At 73.7% G+C, this 24,623-nt stretch carries 30 protein-coding genes; 19 read left to right on the top strand and 11 right to left on the bottom strand.

What is annotated here, in order from left to right; translation table 11 throughout:
- Positions 1 to 6: 6 nt before the first annotated feature.
- The gene (locus NX794_RS30425; RefSeq protein ID WP_258782639.1) at positions 7 to 1,047 is read right to left on the bottom strand and encodes a PHP domain-containing protein; all 1,041 of its coding nucleotides are present in this window, start codon (positions 1,045 to 1,047) and stop codon (positions 7 to 9) included.
- 144 nt (positions 1,048 to 1,191) lie between these two features.
- On the opposite strand from NX794_RS30425, the gene NX794_RS30420 reads away from it, so the two are divergent.
- Entirely contained in the window at positions 1,192 to 1,995 is an 804-nt protein-coding gene (locus NX794_RS30420; protein WP_258782638.1) for an SDR family oxidoreductase, read from the top strand.
- Positions 1,996 to 2,578: 583 nt separating this feature from the next.
- Positions 2,579 to 2,824: a hypothetical protein gene (locus tag NX794_RS30410; RefSeq protein ID WP_258782637.1), complete on the top strand. Its 246-nt coding sequence runs from the start codon at positions 2,579 to 2,581 to the stop codon at positions 2,822 to 2,824.
- Between the two features lie 9 nt (positions 2,825 to 2,833).
- Here NX794_RS30410 and NX794_RS30405 read toward each other — a convergent pair whose 3' ends face one another.
- Positions 2,834 to 4,066: a ricin-type beta-trefoil lectin domain protein gene (locus NX794_RS30405; RefSeq protein WP_258782634.1), complete on the bottom strand. Its 1,233-nt coding sequence runs from the start codon at positions 4,064 to 4,066 to the stop codon at positions 2,834 to 2,836.
- A 107-nt stretch (positions 4,067 to 4,173) separates the two neighbouring features.
- Positions 4,174 to 4,821: a VanZ family protein gene (locus NX794_RS30400; RefSeq protein ID WP_258782633.1), complete on the bottom strand. Its 648-nt coding sequence runs from the start codon at positions 4,819 to 4,821 to the stop codon at positions 4,174 to 4,176.
- Positions 4,822 to 5,065: 244 nt separating this feature from the next.
- On the opposite strand from NX794_RS30400, the gene NX794_RS30395 reads away from it, so the two are divergent.
- Genes NX794_RS30395 through NX794_RS30370 form a run of 6 tightly spaced genes read left to right on the top strand, consistent with a single transcriptional unit; the run spans position 5,066 to position 8,862 of the window.
- Positions 5,066 to 5,260, top strand: coding sequence for a hypothetical protein (locus NX794_RS30395; protein ID WP_258782632.1), 195 nt, complete (start codon positions 5,066 to 5,068; stop codon positions 5,258 to 5,260).
- Positions 5,257 to 5,709, top strand: coding sequence for an MrpF/PhaF family protein (locus tag NX794_RS30390; protein WP_258782631.1), 453 nt, complete (start codon positions 5,257 to 5,259; stop codon positions 5,707 to 5,709). Before NX794_RS30395 ends, NX794_RS30390 begins: the two co-directional genes overlap by 4 nt.
- 33 nt (positions 5,710 to 5,742) lie before the next feature.
- Entirely contained in the window at positions 5,743 to 6,003 is a 261-nt protein-coding gene (locus NX794_RS30385) for a Na(+)/H(+) antiporter subunit B (protein ID WP_258782629.1), read from the top strand.
- Positions 6,000 to 6,749: an MnhB domain-containing protein gene (locus NX794_RS30380; RefSeq protein WP_258782627.1), complete on the top strand. Its 750-nt coding sequence runs from the start codon at positions 6,000 to 6,002 to the stop codon at positions 6,747 to 6,749. Before NX794_RS30385 ends, NX794_RS30380 begins: the two co-directional genes overlap by 4 nt.
- A gap of 8 nt (positions 6,750 to 6,757) precedes the next feature.
- On the top strand, positions 6,758 to 7,105 hold the full coding sequence (locus NX794_RS30375) for a sodium:proton antiporter (RefSeq protein ID WP_258782685.1): 348 nt from the start codon (positions 6,758 to 6,760) through the stop codon (positions 7,103 to 7,105).
- Positions 7,105 to 8,862 (top strand): complex I subunit 5 family protein, encoded by a 1,758-nt coding sequence (locus tag NX794_RS30370; protein ID WP_258782626.1) that lies wholly within the window; start codon positions 7,105 to 7,107, stop codon positions 8,860 to 8,862. Before NX794_RS30375 ends, NX794_RS30370 begins: the two co-directional genes overlap by 1 nt.
- Before the next feature lie 8 nt (positions 8,863 to 8,870).
- On the opposite strand, the gene NX794_RS30365 is transcribed toward NX794_RS30370, so the two are convergent.
- Positions 8,871 to 9,521, bottom strand: coding sequence for a DUF4230 domain-containing protein (locus NX794_RS30365; protein WP_258782625.1), 651 nt, complete (start codon positions 9,519 to 9,521; stop codon positions 8,871 to 8,873).
- A 162-nt stretch (positions 9,522 to 9,683) separates the two neighbouring features.
- On the opposite strand from NX794_RS30365, the gene NX794_RS30360 reads away from it, so the two are divergent.
- Positions 9,684 to 10,625, top strand: coding sequence for a ribose-phosphate diphosphokinase (locus NX794_RS30360; protein WP_258782624.1), 942 nt, complete (start codon positions 9,684 to 9,686; stop codon positions 10,623 to 10,625).
- Between the two features lie 8 nt (positions 10,626 to 10,633).
- On the opposite strand, the gene NX794_RS30355 is transcribed toward NX794_RS30360, so the two are convergent.
- Positions 10,634 to 11,014: an anti-sigma factor antagonist gene (locus NX794_RS30355; RefSeq protein ID WP_258782623.1), complete on the bottom strand. Its 381-nt coding sequence runs from the start codon at positions 11,012 to 11,014 to the stop codon at positions 10,634 to 10,636.
- Between the two features lie 163 nt (positions 11,015 to 11,177).
- Positions 11,178 to 12,128, bottom strand: coding sequence for an NADP-dependent oxidoreductase (locus tag NX794_RS30350; protein ID WP_258782620.1), 951 nt, complete (start codon positions 12,126 to 12,128; stop codon positions 11,178 to 11,180).
- Positions 12,129 to 12,199: 71 nt separating this feature from the next.
- Between NX794_RS30350 and NX794_RS30345 the strand changes: the two genes are divergently transcribed.
- The 4 genes from NX794_RS30345 to NX794_RS30330 all read left to right on the top strand — a co-directional run bounded on the left by NX794_RS30345 (position 12,200) and on the right by NX794_RS30330 (position 15,155).
- On the top strand, positions 12,200 to 13,168 hold the full coding sequence (locus NX794_RS30345; protein WP_258782619.1) for a GlxA family transcriptional regulator: 969 nt from the start codon (positions 12,200 to 12,202) through the stop codon (positions 13,166 to 13,168).
- Between the two features lie 63 nt (positions 13,169 to 13,231).
- Positions 13,232 to 14,077, top strand: coding sequence for a hypothetical protein (locus NX794_RS30340; RefSeq protein WP_258782617.1), 846 nt, complete (start codon positions 13,232 to 13,234; stop codon positions 14,075 to 14,077).
- A 168-nt stretch (positions 14,078 to 14,245) separates the two neighbouring features.
- Positions 14,246 to 14,710 (top strand): pyridoxamine 5'-phosphate oxidase family protein, encoded by a 465-nt coding sequence (locus tag NX794_RS30335; protein WP_258782616.1) that lies wholly within the window; start codon positions 14,246 to 14,248, stop codon positions 14,708 to 14,710.
- A gap of 52 nt (positions 14,711 to 14,762) precedes the next feature.
- Entirely contained in the window at positions 14,763 to 15,155 is a 393-nt protein-coding gene (locus tag NX794_RS30330) for a VOC family protein (protein ID WP_258782615.1), read from the top strand.
- A 48-nt stretch (positions 15,156 to 15,203) separates the two neighbouring features.
- Here the strand turns inward: NX794_RS30330 and NX794_RS30325 are convergent, their stop codons facing one another.
- Together NX794_RS30325 and NX794_RS30320 are read right to left on the bottom strand one after the other, a co-directional pair.
- Complete coding sequence (locus NX794_RS30325) at positions 15,204 to 15,506, bottom strand: DUF4235 domain-containing protein (RefSeq protein ID WP_184967054.1); 303 nt, start codon at positions 15,504 to 15,506, stop codon at positions 15,204 to 15,206.
- Between the two features lie 28 nt (positions 15,507 to 15,534).
- Positions 15,535 to 16,551: a glutathione S-transferase family protein gene (locus tag NX794_RS30320; RefSeq protein WP_258782612.1), complete on the bottom strand. Its 1,017-nt coding sequence runs from the start codon at positions 16,549 to 16,551 to the stop codon at positions 15,535 to 15,537.
- Positions 16,552 to 16,754: 203 nt separating this feature from the next.
- Between NX794_RS30320 and NX794_RS30315 the strand changes: the two genes are divergently transcribed.
- Positions 16,755 to 17,768, top strand: coding sequence for a cation diffusion facilitator family transporter (locus NX794_RS30315; protein WP_428985990.1), 1,014 nt, complete (start codon positions 16,755 to 16,757; stop codon positions 17,766 to 17,768).
- A gap of 81 nt (positions 17,769 to 17,849) precedes the next feature.
- Here NX794_RS30315 and NX794_RS30310 read toward each other — a convergent pair whose 3' ends face one another.
- The gene (locus NX794_RS30310) at positions 17,850 to 18,299 is read right to left on the bottom strand and encodes a nitroreductase family deazaflavin-dependent oxidoreductase (RefSeq protein ID WP_258782611.1); all 450 of its coding nucleotides are present in this window, start codon (positions 18,297 to 18,299) and stop codon (positions 17,850 to 17,852) included.
- A 256-nt stretch (positions 18,300 to 18,555) separates the two neighbouring features.
- Here NX794_RS30310 and NX794_RS30305 point away from each other — a divergent pair, with 256 nt between their 5' ends.
- The 3 genes from NX794_RS30305 to NX794_RS30295 all read left to right on the top strand — a co-directional run bounded on the left by NX794_RS30305 (position 18,556) and on the right by NX794_RS30295 (position 20,377).
- Positions 18,556 to 19,806, top strand: coding sequence for a cytochrome P450 (locus NX794_RS30305; protein WP_258782610.1), 1,251 nt, complete (start codon positions 18,556 to 18,558; stop codon positions 19,804 to 19,806).
- Positions 19,807 to 19,818: 12 nt separating this feature from the next.
- A complete protein-coding gene (locus NX794_RS30300; protein ID WP_258782607.1) occupies positions 19,819 to 20,034 on the top strand; it encodes a ferredoxin in 216 nt (71 codons plus the stop codon).
- A gap of 82 nt (positions 20,035 to 20,116) precedes the next feature.
- The gene (locus NX794_RS30295) at positions 20,117 to 20,377 is read left to right on the top strand and encodes a hypothetical protein (RefSeq protein ID WP_258782682.1); all 261 of its coding nucleotides are present in this window, start codon (positions 20,117 to 20,119) and stop codon (positions 20,375 to 20,377) included.
- Here NX794_RS30295 and NX794_RS30290 read toward each other — a convergent pair.
- The gene (locus NX794_RS30290) at positions 20,374 to 21,189 is read right to left on the bottom strand and encodes an endo alpha-1,4 polygalactosaminidase (protein WP_258782605.1); all 816 of its coding nucleotides are present in this window, start codon (positions 21,187 to 21,189) and stop codon (positions 20,374 to 20,376) included. The two genes, NX794_RS30295 and NX794_RS30290, sit on opposite strands and share 4 nt — an antisense overlap.
- Positions 21,190 to 21,382: 193 nt before the next feature.
- On the opposite strand from NX794_RS30290, the gene NX794_RS30285 reads away from it, so the two are divergent.
- Both NX794_RS30285 and NX794_RS30280 read left to right on the top strand, forming a co-directional pair.
- Positions 21,383 to 22,351: an aldo/keto reductase gene (locus NX794_RS30285; protein WP_258782603.1), complete on the top strand. Its 969-nt coding sequence runs from the start codon at positions 21,383 to 21,385 to the stop codon at positions 22,349 to 22,351.
- 186 nt (positions 22,352 to 22,537) lie between these two features.
- Positions 22,538 to 24,115 carry an RICIN domain-containing protein gene (locus NX794_RS30280; RefSeq protein ID WP_258782602.1) on the top strand — a complete coding sequence of 526 codons (1,578 nt, stop codon included), beginning with the start codon at positions 22,538 to 22,540 and terminating at the stop codon, positions 24,113 to 24,115.
- Between the two features lies 1 nt (position 24,116).
- Here the strand turns inward: NX794_RS30280 and NX794_RS30275 are convergent, their stop codons facing one another.
- Positions 24,117 to 24,605 carry a universal stress protein gene (locus NX794_RS30275; RefSeq protein WP_258782600.1) on the bottom strand — a complete coding sequence of 163 codons (489 nt, stop codon included), beginning with the start codon at positions 24,603 to 24,605 and terminating at the stop codon, positions 24,117 to 24,119.
- Positions 24,606 to 24,623: the final 18 nt, after the last annotated feature.

Genomic DNA, 24,623 nt, shown 5'->3' with positions numbered 1-24,623 from the left:
ACCACGTCAGGGGGCCGGCACGCGTGCCGGGAGGCGGCCCGTACGCGTCCAGTCCAGCAGTTCCGCGGCGCTCCACGTCGTCACCACCCGCTCGGCGGGCACCCCGCACTCCTCGGCGCGGGCGCAGCCGAGGAGCTGCCAGTCCAGTTGGCCGGGCGCGTGCGCGTCGGTGTCGACCGAGAACAGCACGCCCGCCGCCAGGGCCTCGCGGATCAGCCACCGGGGCGGGTCCAGGCGTTCGGGGCGGCTGTTGATCTCCACGGCCGTCCCGGACTCGGCGCAGGCGGCGAACACCTCCGCCGCGTCGAACTCCGACTCCGGCCGCCCCCGCCCGGTCACCAGCCGGCCGGTGCAGTGCCCGAGCACGTCGGCGTGCGGATCGCGGACCGCGGCCACCATCCGGCGGGTCATGGCGCGGGCGTCCATGCGCAGCTTGGAGTGCACGGACACCACGACCACGTCCAGTCGCTCCAGCAGCTCCGGTTCCTGGTCCAGGGAGCCGTCGTCGAGGATGTCGCACTCGATGCCGGTGAGCAGCCGGAACGGCGCCCACCGCGTGTTCAGCTCGGCCACCACCGCCACCTGCTCGCGCAGCCGCTCGGGGGACAGTCCCCGGGCCACCGTCAGCCGGGGCGAGTGGTCGGTGAGCACGGTCCACTCGTGCCCCAGCGCGGCGGCGGTGCGCCCCATCTCCTCGATCGGGCTGCCCCCGTCGGACCAGTCCGAGTGCGTGTGGCAGTCCCCGCGGATCAGCGCCCGCAGCCCCGCCCCGGCGGCCGAGGGGTCCACCGCACCGGCCTCCTCCTCCAGCTTGCGCAGGTACCCGGGCACCTCACCGGCCAGCGCCTCCGACACCACCTGGGCGGTCTTCGGCCCGACCCCCCTCAGCGACTCCAGCGTCCCGGCCGCGGCCCGCTCGGCCACCTCGCCGGCGGGCAGTCCGGCCAGGACCCGCGCGGCGGTCCTGAAGGCCCGCACTCGGTAGGTGGGCGCGAGGGCCCGCTCCAGCAGGAAGGCGATCCGGTCGAGCGCTGCCACGGGTTCCATGGGACCAGGTTGACACCCGGAGCCCGGCGGAAGCGCGCCCGGCGCCCGGTTTGCCCGCACCGCTCCCGGGTACCGCGAAGTCCCGGTCCACGCCCCGGGCGCTGCGAAGCCCCATCGACGTTCCCCGGCATCAGGAGGCCGCCCATGCCCGCCCCAGCCGCGCAGCGCACCGCGCTGATCACCGGTGCCGACTCCGGTATCGGCCGCGCCACCGCCGTACGCCTGGCCGAGGCGGGCCTGGACGTCGGCATCACCTGGCACTCCGACGAGAAGGGCGCCGAGGAGACCGCACGGGAGGTCCGGGACAAGGGCCGCCGCGCCGCCGTCGCCCGGCTGGACCTGACCCGGCTGCCCGGCGCCGCCGACACGGTGGACGAGCTGTGCGCCGAACTCGGCCGGATCGACGTCCTGGTCAACAACGCCGGGACCGGCACCATGACCCCGTACCTGGACCTGACCCTGGAGGACGTGCGGCGGGTGCTGGACGTCGACCTCGTCGGCCCCTTCCTGTGCGGGCAGCGCGCGGCCCGGCACATGATCCGGCAGGGCGACGGCGGCCGGATCGTCAACGTCACCTCCGTGCACGAGCACCAGCCCCGGGTCGGCGCGGCCCCGTACTGCGCGGCGAAGGGCGGACTCGGCCTGCTCACCCAGGTGATGGCCCTGGAACTGGCCGAGTACGGCATCACGGTGAACGCGGTCGCGCCCGGCGAGATCGCCACACCGATGACCGGTCAGGAGGACACCGACGTGCACACCGAACGGCGCCCTGGGGTGCCGCTCGGCCGGCCCGGCGACGCCCGCGAGGTGGCCGCCGTCATCGCCTTCCTGGCGAGCCCGGACGCCTCCTACGTCACCGGCGCGTCCTGGAGCGTGGACGGCGGCATGCTCCGCATGGGACCGCAGGCTGGCTCCCATCTGGGCGACGACTCCTGGCGCCGTCCCTGAGCCGTGCGCCCGCGGACCGGCTTGGTGCGGGTGTGCCGGTCGCTGCCGACGCGGAAGAAGCCGAGGCCGGGCAGCCGGACCGCGCAGGCGGTGACCCGCGGCCGGGTCAGCCCGCGTCCCGCCGGCTCCAGGGGCAGATCCACACGTCGCGCCGGGCGGGCGGGACGACCAGAGCCCGGACGACGAGACGCCGACCGCGGCCCGCGCACTGCCGCGCCGCCCGCGCGGCGGCGACCGCTTCCTCGCCTTCTACGAGCGGGGCGCGGGGCCGACCTCCACGAGGCGCTGCGCCGCCTCTCCGGCCCCTACTCCCGTACGCTCGGCCGTGCTCGCGCGGGAGGGGCCCCATCCGCCAAGGACTTCCGCACCCGGCACGCCACCGTGCTCGCGGCCGTGGCGGTGCTCGCGGTCTTCGAGCTGCTCGGACAGGACATGACGATCGCGCCCGCGCTCACCCGGCTGGGCGAACACGGGGACGTCGGGCGGCCGGCCACCCGGGAGCGGTCGAGGCGGCGGTCCCGGAGCTGCCGGCCGGCGCCCGTGGATGAGCCGTGGCCAGGCCGCCCGTCTTAGGCTGAGTCGCATGACCGAACAAGCAGCTCCGTACATCTCCCGACCGCGCGTCCTGGTGCTCGGCGTGTGCCCGGGCAGGCACGGCGAGCCGCCTTTCCGGATCATGGAGATCGACGGCGAGGTGGTCGGTGAGGCGAGGACCGTCACCGACGTGCTGCAGACGGCCGCCGCCCACGGCATCCCGATCCACGACCTGGACGATCCGGACCTGGTCCGCTTCGTGGGCGGCGACAAGTACACCTGGACGCTGCACTGAGCCGACGGCTCAGCCGACCGTCCACTTTTGGTTGGCGCCGCCCGTGCAGGTCCAGATCTGCAACCGGGTCCCGTTGGCGGAGTTGTTGCCGGTGACGTCCAGGCACTTGTCCGCCTGCGGGTTGACGATGTCGTTCGCCCCGGAGACGGCCCATTTCTGGTTGGGGCCGCCGGTGCAGTCCCACAGCTGGACGGCCGTGCCGTCCGCCGTCCCGTTGCCCGTCACGTCCAGGCACTTGCCGAGGGCCCGGATGGTGCCGTCCGAGCCGACCGTCCAGTTCTGCGCGGCGGTGCCGTTGCAGTCGTAGAGCTGGACCGGGGTGCCGTTCGCCGAGTTGGCGGCCGCCACGTCCACGCACTTGCCGGCCAGCCCCCGGATCGCGGAGCCGGCCGCGCCGCCGCCGGTCGTCACGGACACCGAGTCCACCACGAGCTGCTGCGGGAACTGCGTGGAGCCGTCCGGGTCGCCGGGCCAGTAGCCGCCCACCGCGAGGTTCAGGATGAGGAAGAACGGCTTGTTGAACACCCACGTCCTGCCGCCCAGGTCGGCCGGGGTGCGCCGCTGGTAGACGGTGCCGTCCACCGACCAGGTGAGGGAGTCCGGCGCCCAGTCCACCGCGAAGGTGTGGAACGCGTCGGCGAAGGCCTGCCCGTTCGGCAGCGAGTAGCCCGCGCCGATGCCGCCCGAGCCCGAGTAGCCGGGGCCGTGGATGGTGCCGTGCACGGTCGAGGGTTCGAAGCCGACGTTCTCCATCACGTCGACCTCCCCGGAGTCCGGCCAGTTGACCGGCGTGCCGAGCATCCAGAACGCCGGCCACATGCCCTGCCCGCGCGGGATCTTCATGCGCGCCTCGACGTGCCCGTACTGGGCGTTGAACTTGCCGGACGTGTTCAGCCGGGCCGAGGTGTACTGGCAGCTGCCGTACCAGCACTGGTAGCCGGCCGGGTTCTCCTTGCGGGCCGTGATCACCAGGTGGCCCTGGCCGTCCAGGGCCGCGTTCTTCGTGCCCGAGGTGTAGTACTGCCGCTCGTGGTTGTTGACGTTGTCGCCGGTCTCCAGCGTCCACTTCGAGCCGTCGACCGCGGCGCCGGCCGGGCCGTCGAAGGTGTCGGAGAAGGTGGTGGCGGCGGCTGCCGCCGGGGCGTCGGTGCGGGCCTCGGCCGGTCCGACGGCGGCGGAGCCGACCAGCGCGACGGACAGGGCGGCGAAGAGGCATCCGCGCAGCAGACGTGAGGAGACCATGGCTCTCCATTCGGCGTGGGGGGAGAGATGCCTCTTGATTTAAGGAGTGAGATAAGAGCGTCGTCAATACTCTGGTACGGACCTGTCGCCGATCCTCACGCGACTCCTCACTCGGCGCTCACGCGTCGCACCCGGGCGTGCACCGTCCTGCCGAGCCACCGCCCGAGGAACAGCCAACCGAGCAGCGCCCCCGAGGTGTTGAGGATGACGTCGTCGATGTCGAAGGCCCGCCCCGTGATCAGCGCGCCCTGCACCAGCTCCACCATCAGCATCACCAGCGCGGTCAGGCCCAGCACCCGGAGCATCCCCCGGGCGCGCGGCGCCAGCACCGGCACCAGCACCCCGAACGGCACGCCGAGCAGCACGTTGCCGCCGAGCTGCTTGACCGCGTCGCGCCACGGCGCCTGCTCCAGGTAGGCGTGCAGCGAGCGGCCCGGATGCACGTTGCTGTGCGTCAGCGGCACCGAGGCCGGGGAGGGCTGGAGCGTGAGCCGCGCGAGCACCACGGCGAAGGCCACCATCGCCGCGAACGCGGCCAGCATCGCCAGCAGCCGCAGGGGCAGCGGGACCACGTGCCGGGGAGCGGCCGTCGAGACCTCTTCGGCACGCGGGGCCCTCTCCGCGCGCCCCGCCCGCTCGGCCGGCCCCCGGCTCGCCGGGCGGCGCAGCAGGCCGGGAAGCCGTCCGGCCCGCGCCGGTTCCCGCTTCCGCGAGCCGCGCAGGGCCCCGGGCAGTCGTACGGCGGTGCGGGCCATGTGATCCTCCAGTCCTCAACGGGCCGATGTCCCCTCGCGGTTACCCGCCATCCCCGCCGGGATGCCGCCGCCGCCGGGACGCCGAGCGCGCACGCCGGGTTTCCGTTCACGCTCCCGGGGCACTCCGGCATCCCACCCGCGTGCCGCCGCCCCGGCGTGCGCCCCCCGGTGCTTGGATGCCCCGAGCGGCGAAGAGCAGGGGACGGAACGCCGCACACCCGTGCGGAGGGCGAGGAGGTGGCGGATGACCCGGCGCACCGACCCCCGCCCGCTCCTGCGCGCCTCCGCCGAACTGCTGGCCTGGTGGCTGGCGCTGGCCCTGCTGTGGCTGGTGTTCGTCACCTCGGTGGACACCCTGGAACGGATCGTCGGCGCGGGCTGCGCCGCCGTCGGCGCGGTGCTGGCCCGGGCCGGCCGGCGGGCGGTGAGGTGGCGGTGAACGGCTGGATCCTCGCGGCGACCCTCGCACTGGGGGGCGGCGGGGCGGCCGTCCTGTGGGGCGTGACCACCGGGCCGCCGGCCCGCCGGATCCTCGCCCAGAACCTCGCCACCTCCGCCGTCTGCCCGGCCCTGCTGCTCCTGTCCCAGGGCTACGGCCGCCCGTCCTACGTCGACCTCGCCCTGCTGCTCGCCCTGCTCGGCCCGGTCGGCACCCTGGTCTTCGCCCGGCTGCTCTCCGACGACCTGGCGGGGGAGCGGCCCAGCGCCTGGGGCCTGACCTGGACGGCCGCCGGGCTGGGCCTCGCCGCCGTGGTCGCCGCCTGCGCGGCCGCCGGACCCGGCCGGGCCATGGTGAAACTGCTGGTGATCGGCGTACTGCTGATCGCCGGCAACGTCATCGCCTCCCGCGCGCTGGCGGGCGGCTTCCGGCGGGTGGGCGGTGGCTGACCCGGTGCCGGGGCGACGCGCCGGAGGTGTCCCGTGGCCGACGCGGTGATCGTCGTGACGCTGCTGCTGACCGCCGCCTGCGCCACCGCGGCCGTCACCCAGCGCGACCCCGCACGGCAGGCCCTCGTGCTGTCCGTGCTCGGCGTCGTCCTGGCCGCCCTGTTCACCGTGCTCCAGGCCCCCGACGTCGGCCTCTCCCAACTCGCCGTCGGCTCGGCGCTGACCCCGCTGCTCATCATGCTGTCGGTGCGCAAGACCAGACGCCGGGGCCGCTCGAAGGAGGACCGGGAGTGAACCGGCTGCGGCTGTGGCTGCTGGCCGTCGGCGGCACCGGCCTGGCCGCGCTGCTCGTCGCCGCCTGCCTCGACCTGCCCCGCTTCGGCGGCCGTTCGCACCCCTACGGCGACCGCGCCGTGCACGCCTCCCTGCGGCGGCACATCGCCAACACCATCGCCTCCGTCAACTTCGACCAGCGCGCCTACGACACCCTCGGCGAGATGAGCATCCTGTTCGCCGCCGTCCTCGGCTGCGTGGTCCTGCTGCGCCAGACCCGCGACGAACACCGGGCACCGCCCGAACCCGCCGAAGTGGCCCGCCCGGTACGCCGCTACGCGCTGCTCGTGCTGCCCGTCGCCCTGGTGACCGGCCTGTACGTCATCGCGCACGGCCAGCTCAGCCCCGGCGGCGGCTTCCAGGGCGGAGTGGTCGCCGCGACCGCGCTGCACCTGCTGTACCTGGGCGCCGACTACGGCGCGCTGGAACGCGTCCGCCCGCTCGGCGTGTACGAGACCACCGACGCGCTCGCCGTCTCCAGCTACGTCGTCCTGGGCCTCGCCGGCCTCCTCGCCGGCACCGCCTTCCTCGCCAACACCCTGCTGCCGTACGGCACGTTCAACACGCTGTCCTCCGGCGGCACCGTCCCCCTGCTGAACGCGGCCGTCGGCATGGAGGTGGCCGGCGCGGCCACCGTGCTGCTCGCCCACTTCCTCGACCAGGCCGTCGAGATCGAGGACGCGACCGAGGAGGAGCCCGGAAAATGAGCCACGCCATGGACGTCCTGCCCTACCTGGTCGCCGCCTACGTCTTTCTGACCGGCTGCTACGGCCTCGCCACCAGCCGCCACCTGATCCACGCCGTCGGCTGCCTCGCCGTCTGCCAGTCGGCGACCTACATCCTGCTGCTGGCGGTCGGCTACCGCGCCGGCGGCACCGCGCCCGTGTTCTCCGACATCGAGCCGGGCTCCCGGCCGGTGGTCGACCCGGTGGTGCAGGCCCTCACCCTCACCGACATCGTCGTCGGCGCCACCGTCACCGCGCTGCTGCTCGCGCTGGTCCTCCAGATCGCCAAACGGCACGGCACGGTCGACCCCGACGAACTGCGGGAGCTGCGCGGCTGATGCACCACCTGCTCCCGCTCCTGGTCGCCGTTCCGCTGCTCGGCGCCGCCCTGCCGGCCGCCGCCGGCCGCCGGCTGCCGCGCGCCGCCGTCGAGATCACCGGCTTCGTCGTCTCCGGCGGCACCGGGGCCCTCGCGCTGCTCCTGCTGCTGAACTCCACGCCGCCGATGACCGAATGGGTGGGCGGCTGGCTGCCCGTCGGCGGGCAGAGCGTCGGCATCGTCGTGCTCGGCGACGGCCCCGCGCTCGGCATGGCCACCCTCGCGTCCCTGCTGACGCTCGCCGCCCTCGCCTACTCCTGGCGCTACTTCGACGCGCCCCCGCACGGCCACACCGGCGCATTCACCGCGCTGATGCTGCTCTTCCAGGGCGCCATGTGCGGATTCGCCCTGGCCGGCGACCTGTTCAACGCCTTCGTGTTCTTCGAGCTGATGAGCGTGGTGGCCTACGCCCTGACCGGCTACCGCATCGACGAGGCCAGGGCCGTCCAGGGCGCGCTGACCTTCGGTGTCGTCAACTCGCTGGGCGCGTACGCCATGCTGATGGGCATCGCCCTGCTCTACGCCCGCACCGGCGAGCTGGGCATGTCGGCGATCGGGCGCGGACTCGACGCGCACGGCGGCCCGGACGCCCTCGTGCTCGCCTCTTTCGTCCTGGTGATGACCGGTCTGCTGGTCAAGGCGGCCACCGTGCCCTTCCACTTCTGGCTCCCGGACGCGCACGCCGTCGCCCCCACCCCGGTCTGCATGCTGCTCTCCGGTGTCATGGTCGAACTCGGCGTCTACGGCGCCTGGCGGGTGTACGGCACCGTCTTCGCCGGACCCGGCGGCATCCCCGCCGCCGACCTGACCCGGGCACTGGTGACGCTCGGCATCCTCACGGCCGCCGTCGGCGCCGTCATGTGCTGGTACCAGCGGCACATCAAACGGCTGCTCGCCTACTCCACCATCGCCCACACCGGCCTGTTCCTCGTCGGCCTCGGCGTCCTCACCCCCGAGGGCGACGACGGGATCGCCCTCTACGTCGTCGGGCACGCCGCCGTGAAGGCCGCGCTGTTCGCCTGTGCGGGCGTCCTGCTCGACCGGTTCGGCAGCGTCGACGAGCACGCCCTGCACGGCCGCGCCCGTTCGCTGCGCGCCACCGGGGTGATGTTCGCGATCGGCGCCCTGGGCCTCGCGGGCCTGCCGCCGTTCGGCACCGGGCTCGGCAAGTCGGTCGCCGAGGAGGCGGCCGGCGGCCCGCTCACCGTCGGGTACGTACTGGTCTCCGCGATCACCGCGGGTGCCGTCCTGCGGGTCACCGCCCGGGTGTTCCTCGGCCTCGGACCGCGCCCCGAGGACGCCGAGTACGAGACCAGCGGCTCCGGCGAGGAGCCCGAGACCGGTGGGCTGCTGCGCCGCGTCCCGGACACCATGACGACGGTGCCCGCGGTGCTGCTCGCCGCCGCCCTCGCCGTCGGGGTGGCCCCCGGCTTCGGCGACCTGGTGGCCCGCTCCGTCAACGAGGCCGGGTCGGGCGGCGCGCACGCCTCCGCCCACTGGACGGCACCCGGCGTACTGCTGGGCCTGGCCGCCACCGCCCTGGCGGTCATCCTGGCCGCCCTCGCCGTCACCCGCCCCACCTGGCTGGCCGCCCCCAGCTGGGCCGCACCCCTGCGCCGCCTCCAGTCCGGCCATGTCGGCGACTACGTGGCCTGGCTCCTGGTCGGCACCACCCTGCTCGGCGCGCTGGCCCTGCCGGGGGTACTCGGTGGCTGAGCCGCGGTTCAGGCCCCGTAGCCGATGTGCACCTCGGTGAAGCCGAGGGAGTGCAGCAGGCCCTGGAGCATGTCGGTGGTGTTGGACTCGGCGCGCTTGGTCAGTCCGCTGCTCTTCGCCGCGTCGCCGATGTGGCGTACGGCGAGCTTCTGCACGGCCTGCTCGCTGTTGGGGTTGCCCGAGAACAGGTCGCCGAGCCGGTCCAGCAGGCCGCGCTGCTTGGAGACGGCGTAGGAGTGGTCGGGGTCGAGGGCCGGCTTGCCCAACTGGGCCTGCGGCAGCCGGATGGTGGCCGTCGTACGGTCCTTGTCGACCCGGACGTCCCGTTCGCCGACCCCGCCGAGGTCGACGTAGGCGTCCACGGTGCCCGCGCCGACGTACAGGGTGCGGGTGCCGCGGATCGCGTCGGGCAGGAACTTCGCGTCCTTCTCCAGGTCCACCACGACCTGGAAGTTGCCCGAGGCCGCGTCGTAACGGCTCATGTCCTGGATGGACTTCAGCAGCGTGGGTCCGGAGCGGTCGTGCGTCTCGGTGCCGAACAGGTCCTTGATGCCCGGCAGTACGGCCAGCCGGATTCCGGCGAACAGCACCACGAGCACCAGGACGATCGCAGTCACCACCCTGGCCCACACGGGCATCCGCCCGAGGGAAGTCGTCATGGCGACGGTCCTCCTTCCTGCCGGCCTGACTCCCGACGACTGACCTGATTCCCGCCGACGACCGGCTCAGACAGGCGAGTTGCGCCGGGCGTCGCCGAGCGGGCCCCGGTGCCGCCGGTAGCATGACGATCCACCCGGTGCCGAGCCCCCGAGGAACCGACCGTGCGAGACATCGCCGTCTTCACCGGCAGCGCCCACCCCGAACTGGCCCGTGAGGTCTGCGCGCACCTCGGGGTGCCGCTCAGCCCGACCCGGACGAGCCGGTTCGCCAACGACTGCCTGGAGGTGCAGCTCCAGGCCAACTGCCGGGAGCGGGACGTCTTTTTGATCCAGCCGCTGGTCCGCCCGGTGCAGGAGCATCTGGTCGAGCTGCTGATGATGTGCGACGCCGCCCGGGGTGCCTCGGCCGCCCGGATCACGGTCGTCATGCCGCACTACTCCTACGCCCGGTCCGACAAGAAGGACGCCCCGCGCATCTCCCTCGGCGGCCGGCTGGTCGCGGACCTGCTGGTGGCGGCCGGCGCGAGCCGGGTGCTGGCCATGACCCTGCACTCGCCGCAGGTGCACGGCTTCTTCTCCGTACCGGTGGACCATCTGCACGCCCTGCGCGAACTCGCCGCGCATTTCCGGCAGTACGACCTCTCGCGCACCACGGTGGTCTCGCCGGACCTCGGCAACGCCAAGGAGGCCGCCGCCTTCGCCCGCCGGATCGGCGCCCAGGTGGCGGCCGGCGCCAAACAGCGGTACGCGGACGACCGGGTGACCATCAGCTCCGTCATCGGCGAGGTCGCCGGCCGGGACGTCATCGTGCTGGACGACGAGATCGCCAAGGGCAGCACGGTACTGGAACTCCTCGACCGGCTGCGGGAATTGGGGCCGCGCTCGATCCGGGTGGCCTGTACCCACGGGCTGTTCGCGGCCGGTGCCCTCCAGCGGATCGGCGAGCAGCCGGACGTGCTGGAGATCGTCTGCACCAACACCGTGCCGGTCCCCGAGGACGAGCGCACCGGCAAGCTCCGCGTGCTCTCCATCGCCCCGGCGCTCGCCGAGGCCGTACGGCGCATCCACAACGGGGAATCCGTCAGCGCCCTGTTCGAGGAGTGACGGGCCCCTCAGAGCGTGCCGGACGCGGCCTCGGCGCCGGCCAGCGCCGCGTCCGGCGTGGGGTACGGCGGCAGGAGCCGGGACAGACCGGTCACCCGGAAGACGCGCAGGGTCATCGGATGCGTGCACACCAGGTGCAGCCGGCCGCCGTGCTCCAGGACCCGGGCGCGGGCCCGGTAGACCAGCCGCAGCCCCGAGCAGTCGAAGAACTCCACCTGCCGCAGGTCGAGCACGATCCGGGCGCCGGCGCGCCGGGTGACCAGGTCCAGCGCGGGACCGATCTCGGCCGCCGCGACGAGGTCGATCTCGCCCAGCAGCTCCAGCACCGTGTGGCCGCGGTGCTCGTACACGCGTAACTGCCGGGTACGCGGTGCGGAGTCGTCTCGCACGACGGCATCACCTTCCATCCGCGCCCGGACAGTCGCTTCTCGACCGTCAAGGTACCCTCGATGGACGGAATTTGAGCATGTTCGATTGACATATGTCTTTCGGTTTGCGGCCGCGGGGTGACGACGGGACGGCGCGTCCTCGTCACCCCGCCCGCCGCCGGGCTCAGCCGGCCACCAGCACCAGCTTGCCCGTGGTGCGCCCGGTGTCGCCCAGCTCGTGCGCCTTGGCCGCGTCGGCCAGCGGGAACGTCCCGGCGATCGTCGCCCGCAGCTTCCCGGACTCCGCGAGATCGGCGACCGCCTCCATCCCGGCCCGGTCGGCGTCGACCAGCATGCGCACCGCCCGCACCCCGAGCCGCTCCGCCTCCTCGAAGAACTCCGGGGAGCCGGCCGGCAGGATCGACACCACGACCCCGCCCGGCCGCAGCATCCGCAGGGACCGTACGGACGTCTCCTCGCCCAGCGTGTCCAGGACCACGTCCACGTCCCGCACCGTCTCGGTGACGTCGACGGCCCGGTAGTCGACCGGCTCGTCCACGCCGATCTCCCGCAGGAAGCCGTGCTTGCCCGCGCTCGCCGTGCCGATCACGTAGGCGCCGCGCGCCTTGGCGATCTGCACGGCGACATGGCCGACCCCGCCGGCCGCCGCGTGGACCAGCACCCGCTGTCCGGGCCGGACGTCCGCGTGCTCGGTCAGCGCCTGCCAGGCGGTCAGCGACACCAGCGGCAGGGCGCCCGCCTGGACGTGGTCGAGCGAGGAGGGCTTGCGGGCCAGGGCGCGCACCGGCGCGATCACGTACTCGGCGTGCGAGCCGTGGCCCCACGGATAGGGCAGCATGCCGAAGACCTCGTCGCCGGGCCGGAACGCGGCCACCCCGATCCCGGTCTCCACGACCTCCCCGGAAAGGTCCCAGCCGAGCACGAACGGCGGATCGCCGAGGAAGCCCCCGTTCGCCCGGTGCTTCCAGTCGGTGGGGTTCACCCCGGCGGCCCGCACCCGGACCAGCACCTCGTTCGCCCGCGGCGCTGGCCGCTCCACCATCGCTTCCCTCAGGACCTCGGGACCGCCGAGGACGTCCTGGCTGATGACTCGCATCGTGTTCACATCGCTCATGGTCAACCAGCCTGCCCGGCTCCGCGACGCCGGGAAATGGCAGAAAAGCCAACCTTCGATAGGATCGTGCCATGACTGACCTGGTCCCGCTCGGCCGCCGCCCGCACCGCGTCGTGGTCCTCGCCCTCGACGGCGTCTACCCCTTCGAGCTGGGCATCCCCAGCCGCATCCTCGGCGCGGCCGACGGGCACTACGAGGTGCGGACCTGCTCGGTCGACGGCGGCCCGGTGCGCACCTGCGCGGACTTCACCATCGGGGTCGCCCACGGCCCGGAGATCCTGGAGAGCGCCGACACGGTGATCGTCACCTCCATGCCGCCCGCGTACCTCCCGGCCGAGCTGCCCGCCGAGGTCACCGCGGCGCTCGGCCGGATCCGCCCGGACGCCCGGATCGTCTCCATTTGCACGGCCGCCTTCGTCCTGGCCGAGGCCGGCCTGCTGGACGGCCGCAGGGCCACCACGCACTGGCAGGTCGCCGACCGGCTCAGCCGCCGGTTTCCGCGCGTCGACGTCGACCCGGACGTCCTGTTCGTGGCCGACGGCCGGATCCTCACCTCGGCAGGCGCCGCCTCCGGTGTCGACATCTGCCTGCACCTGGTGCGCACCGACCACGGCAGCGAGCTGGCCAACACGGTCGCCCGGCGCTGCGTCGTGCCGCCGTTCCGCGATGGCGGCCAGGCCCAGTACATCGAGCGGCCGGTCCCGGTCAGCGGCGCCGCGAGCACGGCCGGCACCCGGGCCTGGGCGCTGGAACGCCTGGACGAACCGCTCACCCTGGCCGACCTCGCCGGGCACGCGCGGATGAGCCCGCGCACCTTCGCCCGCCGCTTCAACGAGGAGGTGGGTCTCAGCCCCGGACGCTGGTTGATCCAGCAGCGCGTGGCCCGCGCCCGGCACCTGCTGGAGTCCAGCGACCTGCCCGTGGACCGGATCGCCGCCGAGGTCGGCTTCGCCACCGGCGCCTCCCTGCGCCAGCACCTGCACGCCGCGATCGGCGTCTCCCCGGGGGCCTACCGCCGAACCTTCCAGCACGCCCGCTGAACGTTCCGGCCCGCCCCGGCGTCCAAGGACCGCACGGACGACGGGAGAACAGGGGGCGGGAACATGCGCGCAGGCCTGACGGCGGCGGCAGTGGTGGTGGTACTGGTGGCGGTGGCGGGATGTCATGACGACGCCCCCGGTCCGGTGATCGAGGGCCGGCCCCCGGCGACGCCGTACCGCGGTCCCCTCGACATCCCCCTGCGGAGCCTCGACGCGGGCGGGCCCCGGGCGCTGCGCCTCGCCTCCGGCGCCGCCGGGCGGGCCCTGGAGTGCGACGGGGAGATCTTCGACGGCTCGGGGCCCGACGGCTGGGGCCCCTCCGAGGGCGGCGCGACACCGGAGGAGGGCCTGGCCCGCTACTTCGACATGGTCCAGCCCGAGGTCCCCGACCACGGCTACCGCGCCGAGCGCCGGGAGGCGGACCGGGTGCTGTACTCCTTCGACGTCGGCGGCCGGACCAAGGTGGCCGTGGTCGTCGCCAAGGACCAGAAGGACAGGCCCGGTTGGGGCCCCGAGACCAGCGCCTCCTGCGACCCCGCCGAACTCCCCGCGAGCTTCACCGACACCACCGACTGGCAGATCTGGGCGGACCGCGCGGGCCGCCGGGTGCCGGTGACCCGACTGCACAGTGCCGACGGACCGGCGCACTGCGGCCGGCGATCCGCCCGCTTCCTCCACCTGGACGGACGCACCTACGCCAGTGATCCCGACGGCGTCCTCGCCCGCGACGGGCTGCTCCGGGCGCCGTACCGCCCGAGGACGGCGCTGCCCGCCGGCGCCCGCGACACCGGCTACCACTACCGGGGCAGCCACCTGTGGCGCACGGCGGACAGCACGGTGGTCTACGTCCGCACGGCCGACGGCGTGGCGGCCTGGCCGCTGGTGAAGGACGGCGCGGGCTGCGACTGAGGGCCCCGCGGCCGGTGCCCTTCCCGCCCGGGGCCGACGGCGTCGTCGGGGACCGCGTGCGGACACGCCCGGCCGGTGATCCGCTCCGGCGACGGCGGACGACCGTCACACTGGCCCTGTCCGCGCGTCGCCCCGTACGCGCCGGCGACGACCAGGAGGCCGTACGACATGACCGCCGCGCCCGCCCGCACCGCCGAACAGCGCAGGAAGGACACCCTGCACCGGCTGGAGCACGACGTCGACGCCTGGGTGGCCACCGCGGCACCCGAGGGCGGCGCCCCCCAACTCGTGCCGCTGTCCTACGTATGGGACGGCGCCACCCTGCTGATCGCCACCCCCGCCGACAGCACCACCGGCCACAACCTCGTGACGACGGGCGTCGCCCGGCTCGGCATCGGTCCGGCCCGGGACGTCGTCCTGATCGAGGGCGCGGTGCGGGCGGTGGCCCCCGAGGACCTGCCCGAGGAGGACGCCGAGGTGTTCGCCGGCGCGACCGGCTTCGACCCGCGCCGACTCGCCACCCGCCACCTGTACTTCGTCGTCACGCCCCGCCGCGTCCAGGCCTGGCGCGGTCAAGGCGAGTTGCCGGGGCGGGAGTTGATGCGCGACGGCCGCTGGCTGACCGCCGACTGAAACCGGGGGCCCGGGATATCCGCAGGGGAGAACCGAACCCCGGGAGGTAGCGATGACACTGGTGAAAACGGCCGTTGTGATCCTGGACTGCGCCGAGCCCGAGAAACTGGCCGAATTCTACAAGAAGTTGCTGGAGGGCGAACTGACGGAGGCCTCCGCCAACCTGGTGGAGATACGCGGCGCCGACGGCGTCCGGCTCGCCTTCCGGCGGGACGTGAACGCCACCCCGCCGAGCTGGCCGCGTCCGGAGAACTCGCTCCAGGCCCATCTCGACCTGCTGGTCGAGGACCTGGACGAGGCCGAGCGCCGGGTGGTCGGCCTCGGCGGCCGGCCCATCGAGACCCGGGACGCGGCCGGGCCGTACGAGGAGCGGGGCTACTCCGACCCCGCCGGGCACTCCTTCACCCTGCGCCTGAACCCCACCACGGCGCCCAAACAGGGCTGAACCCCGTCGCCGTACTCCGGGTGGGGTACGGCGACAGGGCCCGGTGGATCAGTCCCGGCCACCCTTGTCGGTGGCCGGCCACACGCCCGTCGAACGGGCGATGGCCTTGGCGCCGGTGCGGTCCACCGCGCTGCGCACCACGGCGAAGATCGCGCCCTGGACCGCGGCGGCCAGCAGGATCTCGCCCCAGCCGCGGTCCGGGTCCAGGGCGTCCGGTGCGTCGTCCTCGTGCCGGATCGCCTTCCACGCCTTGCGGAAAGCCATTCCGGCCAAGGCACCGCCCGCCCAGCTGAGCACGAAACCGACCGGCTGGTAGGCGAGAGGGAGTTTCTTCTTCTTGTTCTTGGCCATGTCTGACTCCTTCCTCGTCACGCGGCCCTCATGCGGGCCGACCTTCCGGGGCCACTCGTTCGCCCGGCGGCACCGGCCCCGGCGGTGTCCCGTCGCCGAAGGGGCGTCCGCCCAGCTCCTGACGGTGATGCGGACTCAGCCAGCCGCCCAGGTCAGGACCGAGCGGCACGATGCCGGTCGGGTTGATGCCGCTGTGCACCTGGTAGTAGTGCCGCTTGATGTGGTCGAAGTCGACGGTGTCGCCGAAACCCGGTGTCTGGAACAGGTCCCTGGCGTACGCCCACAGCACCGGGTTCTCGGCCAGCTTCCAGCGATTGCACTTGAAGTGGCCGTGGTACACGGCGTCGAACCGGACCAGCGTGGTGAACAGCCGGATGTCCGCCTCGGTCAGGGTGTCGCCGACCAGATAGCGCTGCCCGGACAGCCGCTCCGCGAGCAGCTCAAGCCGCCGGAACACCGCCACGCACGCCTCCTCGTACTCCCGCTGCCCGGAGGCGAACCCGGCCCGGTACACACCGTTGTTGACGTCCTCGTAGACCCCTGCCATCACCTCGTCGATCTCGTCCCGCCGGTCCGCCGGATACAGGTCCGGGGCCCCGGGGCGGTGCAGGGCCGTCCACTCGGTGGCGAAGTCAAGGGTGAGCTGCTGGTAGTCGTTGGTGACCAGCCGGCCGCTCGGGATGTCCACGAGCGCGGGCACGCTCACGCCGCCCGCAGGGTCCGCCTCCCGGCGCTCGTAGGCCTCGGCCAGGAAGCGGATGCCGAGCACCGGGTCGCGGCCGTCCGGGTCCAGGGTGAACCGCCAGCTGCGGTCGTCCTGGATCGGGTCGGCGACCGCCATCGACAGGGCGTCCTCAAGGCCCAGCAGCCGCCGCGAGATCACCGCCCGACTGGCCCACGGACAGGCGCGGGACACCACCAGCCGGTAGCGGTCCGCGGCCACCGGCCACCCGCCCCGGCCGTCGGCGGTGACCCGGTCCCGGAAGTGGCTCCGGGACCGGGTGAACTTCCTGTGACCGTAGGCGCTGTTGCCCTCGCCTGCCATGTCTCTCCTCCTCGCGTGCCGGGGTACCCGGGGCGAGGTGTTCCCCGCGCGCCGGGTCCTGCGCCACCGCGTTCCCCGTTTTCCGCCGGCCGCACGGTGTGAGCCGCCCGGTCGGGGGCAGTCGGCGAAGGGTGACTGGGACTTCCTCGCAACGGCAGACGGCCGTACCGACGGCGCGGGACGACGGCGCCCCCCACGACCAGGTGCCCCACGACGAGGCCCCTCAGGACCGGGCCCCGGACGACGGGGCGCGGAACAAGGCGGACGGCAAGGCGGACCGGCACACCAAGGTCACCGTGTGGGTGGCGCTGGCCGCCAACCTGGTGATCGCGGTCGCCAAGGCCGCCGGCGGTGTGATCGCCGGTTCCCCCGCCCTGCTGTCGGAGGCCGCCCACTCGGTCGCCGACAGCCTCAACGAGGTGTTCCTGCTGGCCGCGCTGCGCCGCAGCCGCCGGCCCGCCGACCGCCGGCACCCCTTCGGGTACGGCAAGGAGCGCTTCTTCTGGTCGCTGCTCGCGGCCGTCGGCATCTTCGTCATGGGCGGCTGCTTCTCCGTCTGGCAAGGAATCGAGGCGCTGCGCGAGGGCGCCGACGAGAAGCTCAGCGGCTACGTGGCCGGTCTGATCGTGCTCGGCGTCGCCCTGCTCGCCGAGGGCGCCTCCCTGCTGCGGGCCCTGCACCAGGTGCGGCAACAGGGCGGCGGGCTCGGCGCGCTGCGCGACCCGGCGCTGCGGACCGTCGTCGCCGAGGACGGCACGGCGGTGCTCGGCGTCACCCTCGCCATCATCGGCATGGCCCTGCACATGGTCACCGGGCAGGTGGTCTGGGAGGCGTCCGCCTCGATGGCGATCGGCCTGCTGCTCGTCTACGTCGCCTACCGGCTCGGCCGCGACGCCCGCGACCAGCTCATCGGCGAGGCCGCCGATCCCGAACTGAGCGGCCGGATCCGCTCGCTGCTCCGGGCGCAGCCGGAGATCGACAGCGTGGAGGCGCTGTTCACGATGAAGCTGGGCCTGGACTCCACGCTGGTGGCCGCGCGCATCGACCTGGTGCCGGGGCTGGACAGCGAACGGGTCGAGGAGGTCTCGATGCGCATCAAGGCCTCGCTGACCCGCACCTTCCCGGAGGCCACCCAGGTCTTCCTGGACGTCACCGACCGGCCGGCGGACGAGGCACACGAGAGCCCCGCCGCGACGGGGGAACGCGGCGGGGCCTGACGGCCGGGTGCCCGCCCGGAACCGGCTTCACACCGCACCGGAAGCGGGGACTTCGGGAAGCCCCCGCTTCCGGGCCGGGGTTCAGTTCCCGTCGACCGGCTCCAGCACGAACACCGGGATCTCCCGCGAGGTCTTCTTCTGGTAGTCGGCGTACGGCGGGAACGCGGCGACCGCCCGCTCCCACCACTCCGCCTTCTCCTGGCCGGTGATCTCCCGGGCCCGCATGTCCCGCCGCTCCGGGCCGTCCTGGAGCTCGACGCGCGGGTCGGCCTTGATGTTGAAGTACCACACCGGGTGCTTGGGCGCGCCGCCCTGCGAGGCGACCACCGCGTACGCGCCCGCCCGCTCGACCCGCATCAGCGGTGTCTTGCGGATCTTGCCGCTCTTCGCGCCCCGGGTGGTCAGCACGATCACCGGCAGCCCGGTGTCGCGCAGTGTCGTCCCCTTCGTCCCGCCGGAGCTCTCGTACAGCTCGACCTGCTCGCGCACCCACTGCTCCGGGCTCGGCTCGTACTCGCCCTCAAGAGGCATGCGATCCGTCTCCTTCGTCGGTCCAACGGCTGTCTGTCACCCGGAGTCAACGCCGGTGACCCGCCGGATCATCCGTCCCGCGCCGCGCGTCATCCGACCGGGGGAACGTAGGCTGGAAGTCGACCCCGGGGGCTCCGCCACTTCGGCCAGATCCCGCGCTTCACCGATGTGGCCGAAGTTGTGGTCGCCGCATAGGTGCCTGAGGCATCTAATGAAGATCGGCACGACGCACTTCTTCGTCTGCGAGGTCTTGCTCATGACGGATCTGACGGATCTGACGGTATCGACGGACACCCAGGGCCGCGCCGCCCCGGCCGGACCCGTCGCCTTCCCCCAGGACCGCACCTGCCCCTACCACCCGCCCGCCGGCTACGACCCGCTGCGCGCCGGGCGCCCCCTGTCCCGGGTCACCCTCTACGACGGCCGCGAGGTCTGGCTGGTCTCCTCGCACGCCGTCGCGCGCGCCCTGCTCACCGACCCCCGGCTCTCCAGCGACCGCACCCGCCCGGGCTTCCCGGTCTCCACGCCCCGCTTCGCGACCGACCCCGAGCGGCGCCGGGTGGCCCTGCTCGGCCTGGACGATCCCGAGCACAAACGCCAGCGGCGGATGCTGATCCCGCCGTTCACCGTCCGGCACGCGAGCGAGCTGCGCCCCTGGATCCAGCGGACCGTGGACGACCTGCTGGACGCCATGATCGAGCAGGGGCCGCCCGCCGAGCTGGTGTCCGCCTTCGCGCTGCCCGTGCCCTCCACGGTCATCTGCGGCCTGCTCGGCGTGCCCTACGCCGACCACGAGTTCTTCGAGGAACAGTCCCGCCGGCTGCTGCGCGGGCCGACGGCCGCCGACACGGAGAACGCCCGGGTACGGCTGGAGGAGTACCTCGGCGGACTCGTCGACGAGAAGGCCCGCCGGGCCGAGCCGGGCGACGGCGTCCTCGACGACCTGGTACGGCGGCACCGGGAGGAGGGCGGACCGGACCGCGAGGAGATGATCTCGCTCGCCCTGATCCTGCTGGTCGCCGGGCACGAGACCACCGCCAACATGATCTCCCTCGGCACGTACACGCTGCTGCGCCACCCCGACCGGCTGGCCGAGCTGCGCGCCGACCCGGCGCTGCTGTCGTCCGCCGTCGAGGAGCTGATGCGGATGCTGTCCATCGCCGACGGGCTCCAGCGGGTCGCGACCGAGGACATGGAGGTCGCCGGCGTCACGATCCGGGCGGGGGAGGGCGTGCTCTTCTCCACCTCCGTCATCAACCGGGACGCCTCGGTGTACGACGCACCCGACAGCCTGGACTTCCACCGTCCCGCCCGCCACCACGTGGCCTTCGGCTTCGGCATCCACCAGTGCCTCGGCCAGAACCTCGCGCGCGCCGAGCTGGAGATCGCCCTCGGCACCCTGCTGCGCCGGCTGCCCGGGCTGCGGCTCGCCGCCTCGGCGGAGAAGATTCCCTTCAAACCCGGCGACACGATCCAGGGGATGCTGGAACTCCCCGTGACCTGGTAAGAGGCTCAGCTCATGCACATCGAGATCGACAGGGACACCTGCATCGGCGCCGGCCAGTGCGCGCTGACCGCGCCGAAGGTCTTCACCCAGGACGACGACGGCTACAGCGCCCTCCTCCCGGGCCGCGAGGACGGCGCCGGCGACCCGATGGTCCGCGAGGCGGCCCGGGCCTGCCCGGTCGGCGCCATCACGCTCACGGAACCGGCCGTGACGGACGCCCCGGGCTGACATCCGGCCGCTCGGTCTCGGGCCCGGCTTCGAGGCACACGGGTCCGGTCCGGCCGGGGCGAGCGGTGCCGGGGTTGTCGGGCTGTGGGACCGTACCGACCGGATCGGTAGGGTGCCCGAGTTGGTCGTCGCCGCCCAAGAACGCGGCTGGGAGGTGGGGGTGATCGCCACTCCGGTCGCGAGGGGCGGGTTCTTCGACGTCGAGGGCGTCGCCGCGCGGACCGGACGGCCCGTGCCGTCGGCACCCTGTTTCGGCGCCCCGTACACCGGCGCCCCCGGGCCGGACGGACGGCGCCCGGAGTTCGGCTGGACACGCGGCCTGGACTTGGTGGGGCGCGCCTAGTGTGCCCGTCGCACGTACGCCGAGCTGCCCGGGGTCGAGACGTCGCGGTCACGGCGGACGATGCTCAGGCGGTCGCCCCAGTGGGCGAGGGCCGAGCGCAGGCCGGTGTCGGTGTACTCGATGTCCACCACGCGGTCGGCGAACGCCTTCGCGTACACCCCGCACTCGTCGTACTGCCCGCACTCCTCCGCCACCGCGAAGTCGAGCCCGGCGCGGGCCCGCCGCCCGGCCAGTTCGGCGGTGTTCTTCTGCGCGATGGCCAGGTGCCGGGCGTGCGCGTGCCGGGAGAGCAGGGCCATGAAGGCGACCGCGTCCTCGGCGTCGAGCAGGTGGTGGGAGCGGGTGTAGCTGTCGTAGTTGTCCGGCTCGACCGCGTCGAAGCCCTTCTTCGCGCAGCCGTCGATCCAGCCGTCGACCCGGCGCGCGATCCGCTCCCGCTTGGCCGCGGTGCCGATGTCGAGCAGCGGCTCGTTCCAGTCCTCGTCGATGACGACCTCGCCGTCGCCGTCGCGCAGCAACAGGTCGGCAGGCCACGAGGAGCGTTCGGCGGGCTGGGCCTGAAAGGCGTTGACGTAGCAGATGTTGTACAGCCCCCGCGCGGGGGAGTCGGAGCGGTCGCGGCTGACGATGCGCACGCCCTTGGGCGGCGGATAGGCGCCGCCGATCTGGTAGTCGAACCCCGCGTGGCGCGGCGGCAGCCGCACCGCGTCCGGCGTCGCCGCCGCGGTGGACCCGCGCGCACCGTCCTTCGCGTCGTCCGGGGAACCGCAGCCGGTCAGTACCGACACGGCGACGATCAGGGCCGCTGACATCGCGCCGAGGGCCCGGACGGACCCCCCGGCACGGAAGACACCCTTGGCGGGCAAGTCCACTCCGTCCTGCGCACGCCGGGCGGCGCGACACAACTCAGGATCAAATCGCCCGCCCGCGCTGATCGTCAAGTCGGTCCCCGGTCACGCCGTAGGCTCGGAGCCGACCATCGTGACGAAGGCAGGAGCAGCAACGATGCAGTACGTGAAGCTCGGTTCGACCGGTCTGGACGTCTCGCGGATCTCCCTGGGCTGCATGACCTACGGGCTGCCGGACCGCGGCACGCACGAGTGGACCCTCGACGAGGAGGCCTCCCGCCCGCTGATCCGGCAGGCGCTGGAGGCGGGCATCACCTTCTTCGACACCGCCAACGTCTACTCCGACGGCACCAGCGAGGAGATCGTCGGCAGGGCCCTCGGCGAGTACGCCGACCGCGACGAGATCGTGCTCGCCACCAAGGTGTGCAGCCGGATGCGGCCGGGACCCAACGGCGGCGGGCTGTCCCGCAAGGCGATCATGACCGAGATCGACCACAGCCTGCGCCGGCTCGGCACCGACTACGTCGACCTCTACCAGATCCACCGCTACGACCACGAGACGCCCGTCGAGGAGACGATGGAGGCGCTGCACGACGTGGTCAAGGCGGGCAAGGCCCGCTACATCGGGGCCAGTTCGATGTACGCCTGGGAGTTCTCCAAGGCCCAGTACACCGCCGAGCGGCACGGCTGGACCAAGTTCGTGTCCATGCAGAACCACTACAACCTGCTCTACCGCGAGGAGGAGCGGGAGATGCTGCCGCTCTGCGTGGACCAGGGCGTCGGCGTGCTGCCCTGGAGCCCGCTGGCCCGCGGCCGGCTGACCCGGGACTGGGGCACGGTCACCGGCCGCAGCACCACCGACGAGTTCGGCAGCAAGCTGTACCAGGAGGGCGACCGGGCCATCGTCGAGGCGGTCACCCGGATCGCGGAGGAGCGCGGCGTGTCCCGCGCCCAGGTGGCCCTCGCCTGGCTGCTGCACCAGGACGCGGTGACCGCGCCGATCATCGGCGCCGCCAAGCCGCGGCACATCGAGGACGCGGTGGCCGCCGTCGAACTGGAGCTGAGCGACAAGGAGATCGAGGAGCTCCGGCAGCCCTACACCCCGCGCGAGATCAGCGGCCACTGACCCGGCCCGGCCGGACAGTGCGGTCAAGAAGAAAAGGGATTCCTTGACAATTCGTCAATACGGCGGCCCCTGACAGGAATTGCTGGTAAATGCGGGAACTCTTGTTCCGGCGCGCCGGCCTGTGCAAAGGTGTGCACTGTCGGCGCGCAGTCGCAATTTCAATTCCGGGACTGGAGGAATGCGGCCGTGAATGAGGCAGGCCCCTCGGACGAAAGGCTCGGCGCCGAACTGAAGAAGTGGACGGGCACGGCGCCCGCACTCCATCCGGTGGGTGAACTCCTCGACCGGCACTGGGAGGCCGCTTTCACCTATGCCCGGCTGTGCACCGGCGCCCCGCGCGCCGCCGGCATGCTCACCACGGCCGCCTTCACCCGGCTCTTCGGCGAGTCCCTGCGGCACAGCGGCCCGAGCGCCGCCTGGCGCCCCGAGGTGCTGGTCACCGTCCGCCGGATCGCCGCCGAATGGGACAACGACGACCGCCGGGGCCTCCTCCACCCGGCCCTGCGGTCCGGTGAGCGCGCCGCCGCCCTGCTGCGGCCGTCCCCCGGCCGCCGGCTGCTCTCCCGGGCGTTCCAGCAGGTGCCCGGAGCCGCCCGCGCGGTCCTGTGGCACACCGAGGTCGAGGCCGACCCGCTGTCGGTCCCGGCCGTGCTGCTCGGCCGGAACGAGGAGGACGTCCGCCTCGAACTGCGCCGGGCCCGCGAGCGGCTGCGCGAGGAATGCCTCCAGGTGCACCGCGAACTCGCCCCCGAGACCGAGTGCCGGCGCTATCTGCGCCTGCTGGACGTGACGTACCGGCGCGGCGGCGTGGACGTCGACCCGGACCTGCGCGCCCATCTGTCGCGCTGCGCGCACTGCGGCCGTACCGCCGGCCAACTCGCCGAGTTCGCCACGGGTCTCGGCCCGGCCCTGGCCGAGACGGTGCTCGGCTGGGGCGCCCGCGCCTATGTCGAGTCCCGGACGAGCCGCGCCGACGCGCCGGCGGAGCCGGTCCCGGCGCCATCCGCGGTGATGCCGGGGGCGGGCGAGCCGTTCGCCACGCCCCCGCCCGGCCGCGGCCCGGCCGCCGCGCTCTCCCCCCGCTACGCGCTGCGCGTCGCCCGCCGCGCCCGGCGCCGGCACCTCGCGCTGGCCGCCGTCACCGTCTGCGGCCTGGTCGCCCTGCCCCTGGTGCTGTGGTCGGTGCTCGGCTCCGACCGGGCACCCGCCCCCGCCGGCACCGCCACCCCGGCACCGGGCGGTTCACCGGCCGCGCCGAGCCCGTCACCGACCTGGGCCGGGGCCGGCCACGGTCCCCGGGGCACCCCGCACGGCCGACTGCGCAACCTGGCCTCCGGACTGTGCGTCGGCATCACCGGCAAGCGCGTCGTCACGGGCGCCGAGACAGTGCTGACCGCCTGCTCGACGACGCCCGGGCAGCAGTGGACGTACGAGACCGACGGGCTGCTGCGCAACGCCGCGGACCCCGGCCTGTGCCTGGACTCCCGTCTCGGCTACTCGGTCCGCCTGGCGTCCTGCACCGCCACCGGCACGGCCGCCCGCGCCCTCCGCTACGACCTCACCTCCCGGGGCGCCCTGGTCCCACGCCTCGACCCGAAGCTGGCTCTCACCCCGGCCGCCACCGACGGCTCCGGCGCCCTCGTGACCAAGATCCGCGCCACCGGTTCCGCCCAGCGCTGGAGCATCGACGCCGTGAAGGTGGACCTGGACATGCGGAACGTCAACTGGGGCAGCGACAGCGCCGCCACACCCCGGCGGCACTGACTCACGGGCGGGGCGGCGGGGGAGGCAGGGTCGCCAGGTCCGGCGCCGGTTCCGGCCACACCAGCAGCACCGGGCACGGCGCGTGGTCCACGGCGAACCGCGCGGCCGGCCCCAGGCTGCGCGGCCCCAGCCGGGAGCGGTCCCCGTCCCGGGCCAGCACCAGCAGATCGGCGCCGTCCGCGGCGGCCACCACCTGCCGCTCGACCCTTCCCGACCGCTCCTCGCGGACACAGGGCCGCCCCAGCCGCTCGGCGGCGGCGTCGAGCAGCCCGGCCGCGGAACTCCCGCCGAGCGTCTCCAGCAGGGCGCCGGGATCGCGCTCCGGATGCCCGCGCCCCAGCAGCCCCGCGAACGCGCCGTGCGCGAGACCGGCCGCCTCGGGCCCGCTGACGTGCAGCAGCACCACCTCGGCCGGCGCCGGGGCATGGGTGCGCACGGCGTCCACGCAGGCCGGCCAGGTGCCCTCCACGAGCCAGGCGATCACCCGCATCCGGCCGCCTTCCCGGGT

Origin of the sequence: Streptomyces pyxinicus, assembly GCF_024753135.1 — a bacterium.
In the GTDB taxonomy this organism is placed as follows: Bacteria; Actinomycetota; Actinomycetes; order Streptomycetales; family Streptomycetaceae; genus Streptomyces; species Streptomyces pyxinicus.
This window is presented reverse-complemented; position numbering and strand designations above follow the sequence as displayed.

Bases quoted from the DNA above. Each gene is read 5' to 3' on its own strand.
- NX794_RS30425 (WP_258782639.1), bottom strand. From the start codon at position 1,047: ATGGAACCCGTGGCAGCGCTCGACCGGATCGCCTTCCTGCTGGAGCGG.
- NX794_RS30420 (WP_258782638.1), top strand. From the start codon at position 1,192: ATGCCCGCCCCAGCCGCGCAGCGCACCGCGCTGATCACCGGTGCCGAC.
- NX794_RS30410 (WP_258782637.1), top strand. From the start codon at position 2,579: ATGACCGAACAAGCAGCTCCGTACATCTCCCGACCGCGCGTCCTGGTG.
- NX794_RS30405 (WP_258782634.1), bottom strand. From the start codon at position 4,066: ATGGTCTCCTCACGTCTGCTGCGCGGATGCCTCTTCGCCGCCCTGTCC.
- NX794_RS30400 (WP_258782633.1), bottom strand. From the start codon at position 4,821: ATGGCCCGCACCGCCGTACGACTGCCCGGGGCCCTGCGCGGCTCGCGG.
- NX794_RS30395 (WP_258782632.1), top strand. From the start codon at position 5,066: ATGACCCGGCGCACCGACCCCCGCCCGCTCCTGCGCGCCTCCGCCGAA.
- NX794_RS30375 (WP_258782685.1), top strand. From the start codon at position 6,758: ATGGACGTCCTGCCCTACCTGGTCGCCGCCTACGTCTTTCTGACCGGC.
- NX794_RS30370 (WP_258782626.1), top strand. From the start codon at position 7,105: ATGCACCACCTGCTCCCGCTCCTGGTCGCCGTTCCGCTGCTCGGCGCC.
- NX794_RS30365 (WP_258782625.1), bottom strand. From the start codon at position 9,521: ATGACGACTTCCCTCGGGCGGATGCCCGTGTGGGCCAGGGTGGTGACT.
- NX794_RS30350 (WP_258782620.1), bottom strand. From the start codon at position 12,128: ATGAGCGATGTGAACACGATGCGAGTCATCAGCCAGGACGTCCTCGGC.
- NX794_RS30345 (WP_258782619.1), top strand. From the start codon at position 12,200: ATGACTGACCTGGTCCCGCTCGGCCGCCGCCCGCACCGCGTCGTGGTC.
- NX794_RS30340 (WP_258782617.1), top strand. From the start codon at position 13,232: ATGCGCGCAGGCCTGACGGCGGCGGCAGTGGTGGTGGTACTGGTGGCG.
- NX794_RS30335 (WP_258782616.1), top strand. From the start codon at position 14,246: ATGACCGCCGCGCCCGCCCGCACCGCCGAACAGCGCAGGAAGGACACC.
- NX794_RS30330 (WP_258782615.1), top strand. From the start codon at position 14,763: ATGACACTGGTGAAAACGGCCGTTGTGATCCTGGACTGCGCCGAGCCC.
- NX794_RS30325 (WP_184967054.1), bottom strand. From the start codon at position 15,506: ATGGCCAAGAACAAGAAGAAGAAACTCCCTCTCGCCTACCAGCCGGTC.
- NX794_RS30320 (WP_258782612.1), bottom strand. From the start codon at position 16,551: ATGGCAGGCGAGGGCAACAGCGCCTACGGTCACAGGAAGTTCACCCGG.
- NX794_RS30310 (WP_258782611.1), bottom strand. From the start codon at position 18,299: ATGCCTCTTGAGGGCGAGTACGAGCCGAGCCCGGAGCAGTGGGTGCGC.
- NX794_RS30305 (WP_258782610.1), top strand. From the start codon at position 18,556: ATGACGGATCTGACGGATCTGACGGTATCGACGGACACCCAGGGCCGC.
- NX794_RS30300 (WP_258782607.1), top strand. From the start codon at position 19,819: ATGCACATCGAGATCGACAGGGACACCTGCATCGGCGCCGGCCAGTGC.
- NX794_RS30290 (WP_258782605.1), bottom strand. From the start codon at position 21,189: ATGTCAGCGGCCCTGATCGTCGCCGTGTCGGTACTGACCGGCTGCGGT.
- NX794_RS30285 (WP_258782603.1), top strand. From the start codon at position 21,383: ATGCAGTACGTGAAGCTCGGTTCGACCGGTCTGGACGTCTCGCGGATC.
- NX794_RS30275 (WP_258782600.1), bottom strand. From the start codon at position 24,605: ATGCGGGTGATCGCCTGGCTCGTGGAGGGCACCTGGCCGGCCTGCGTG.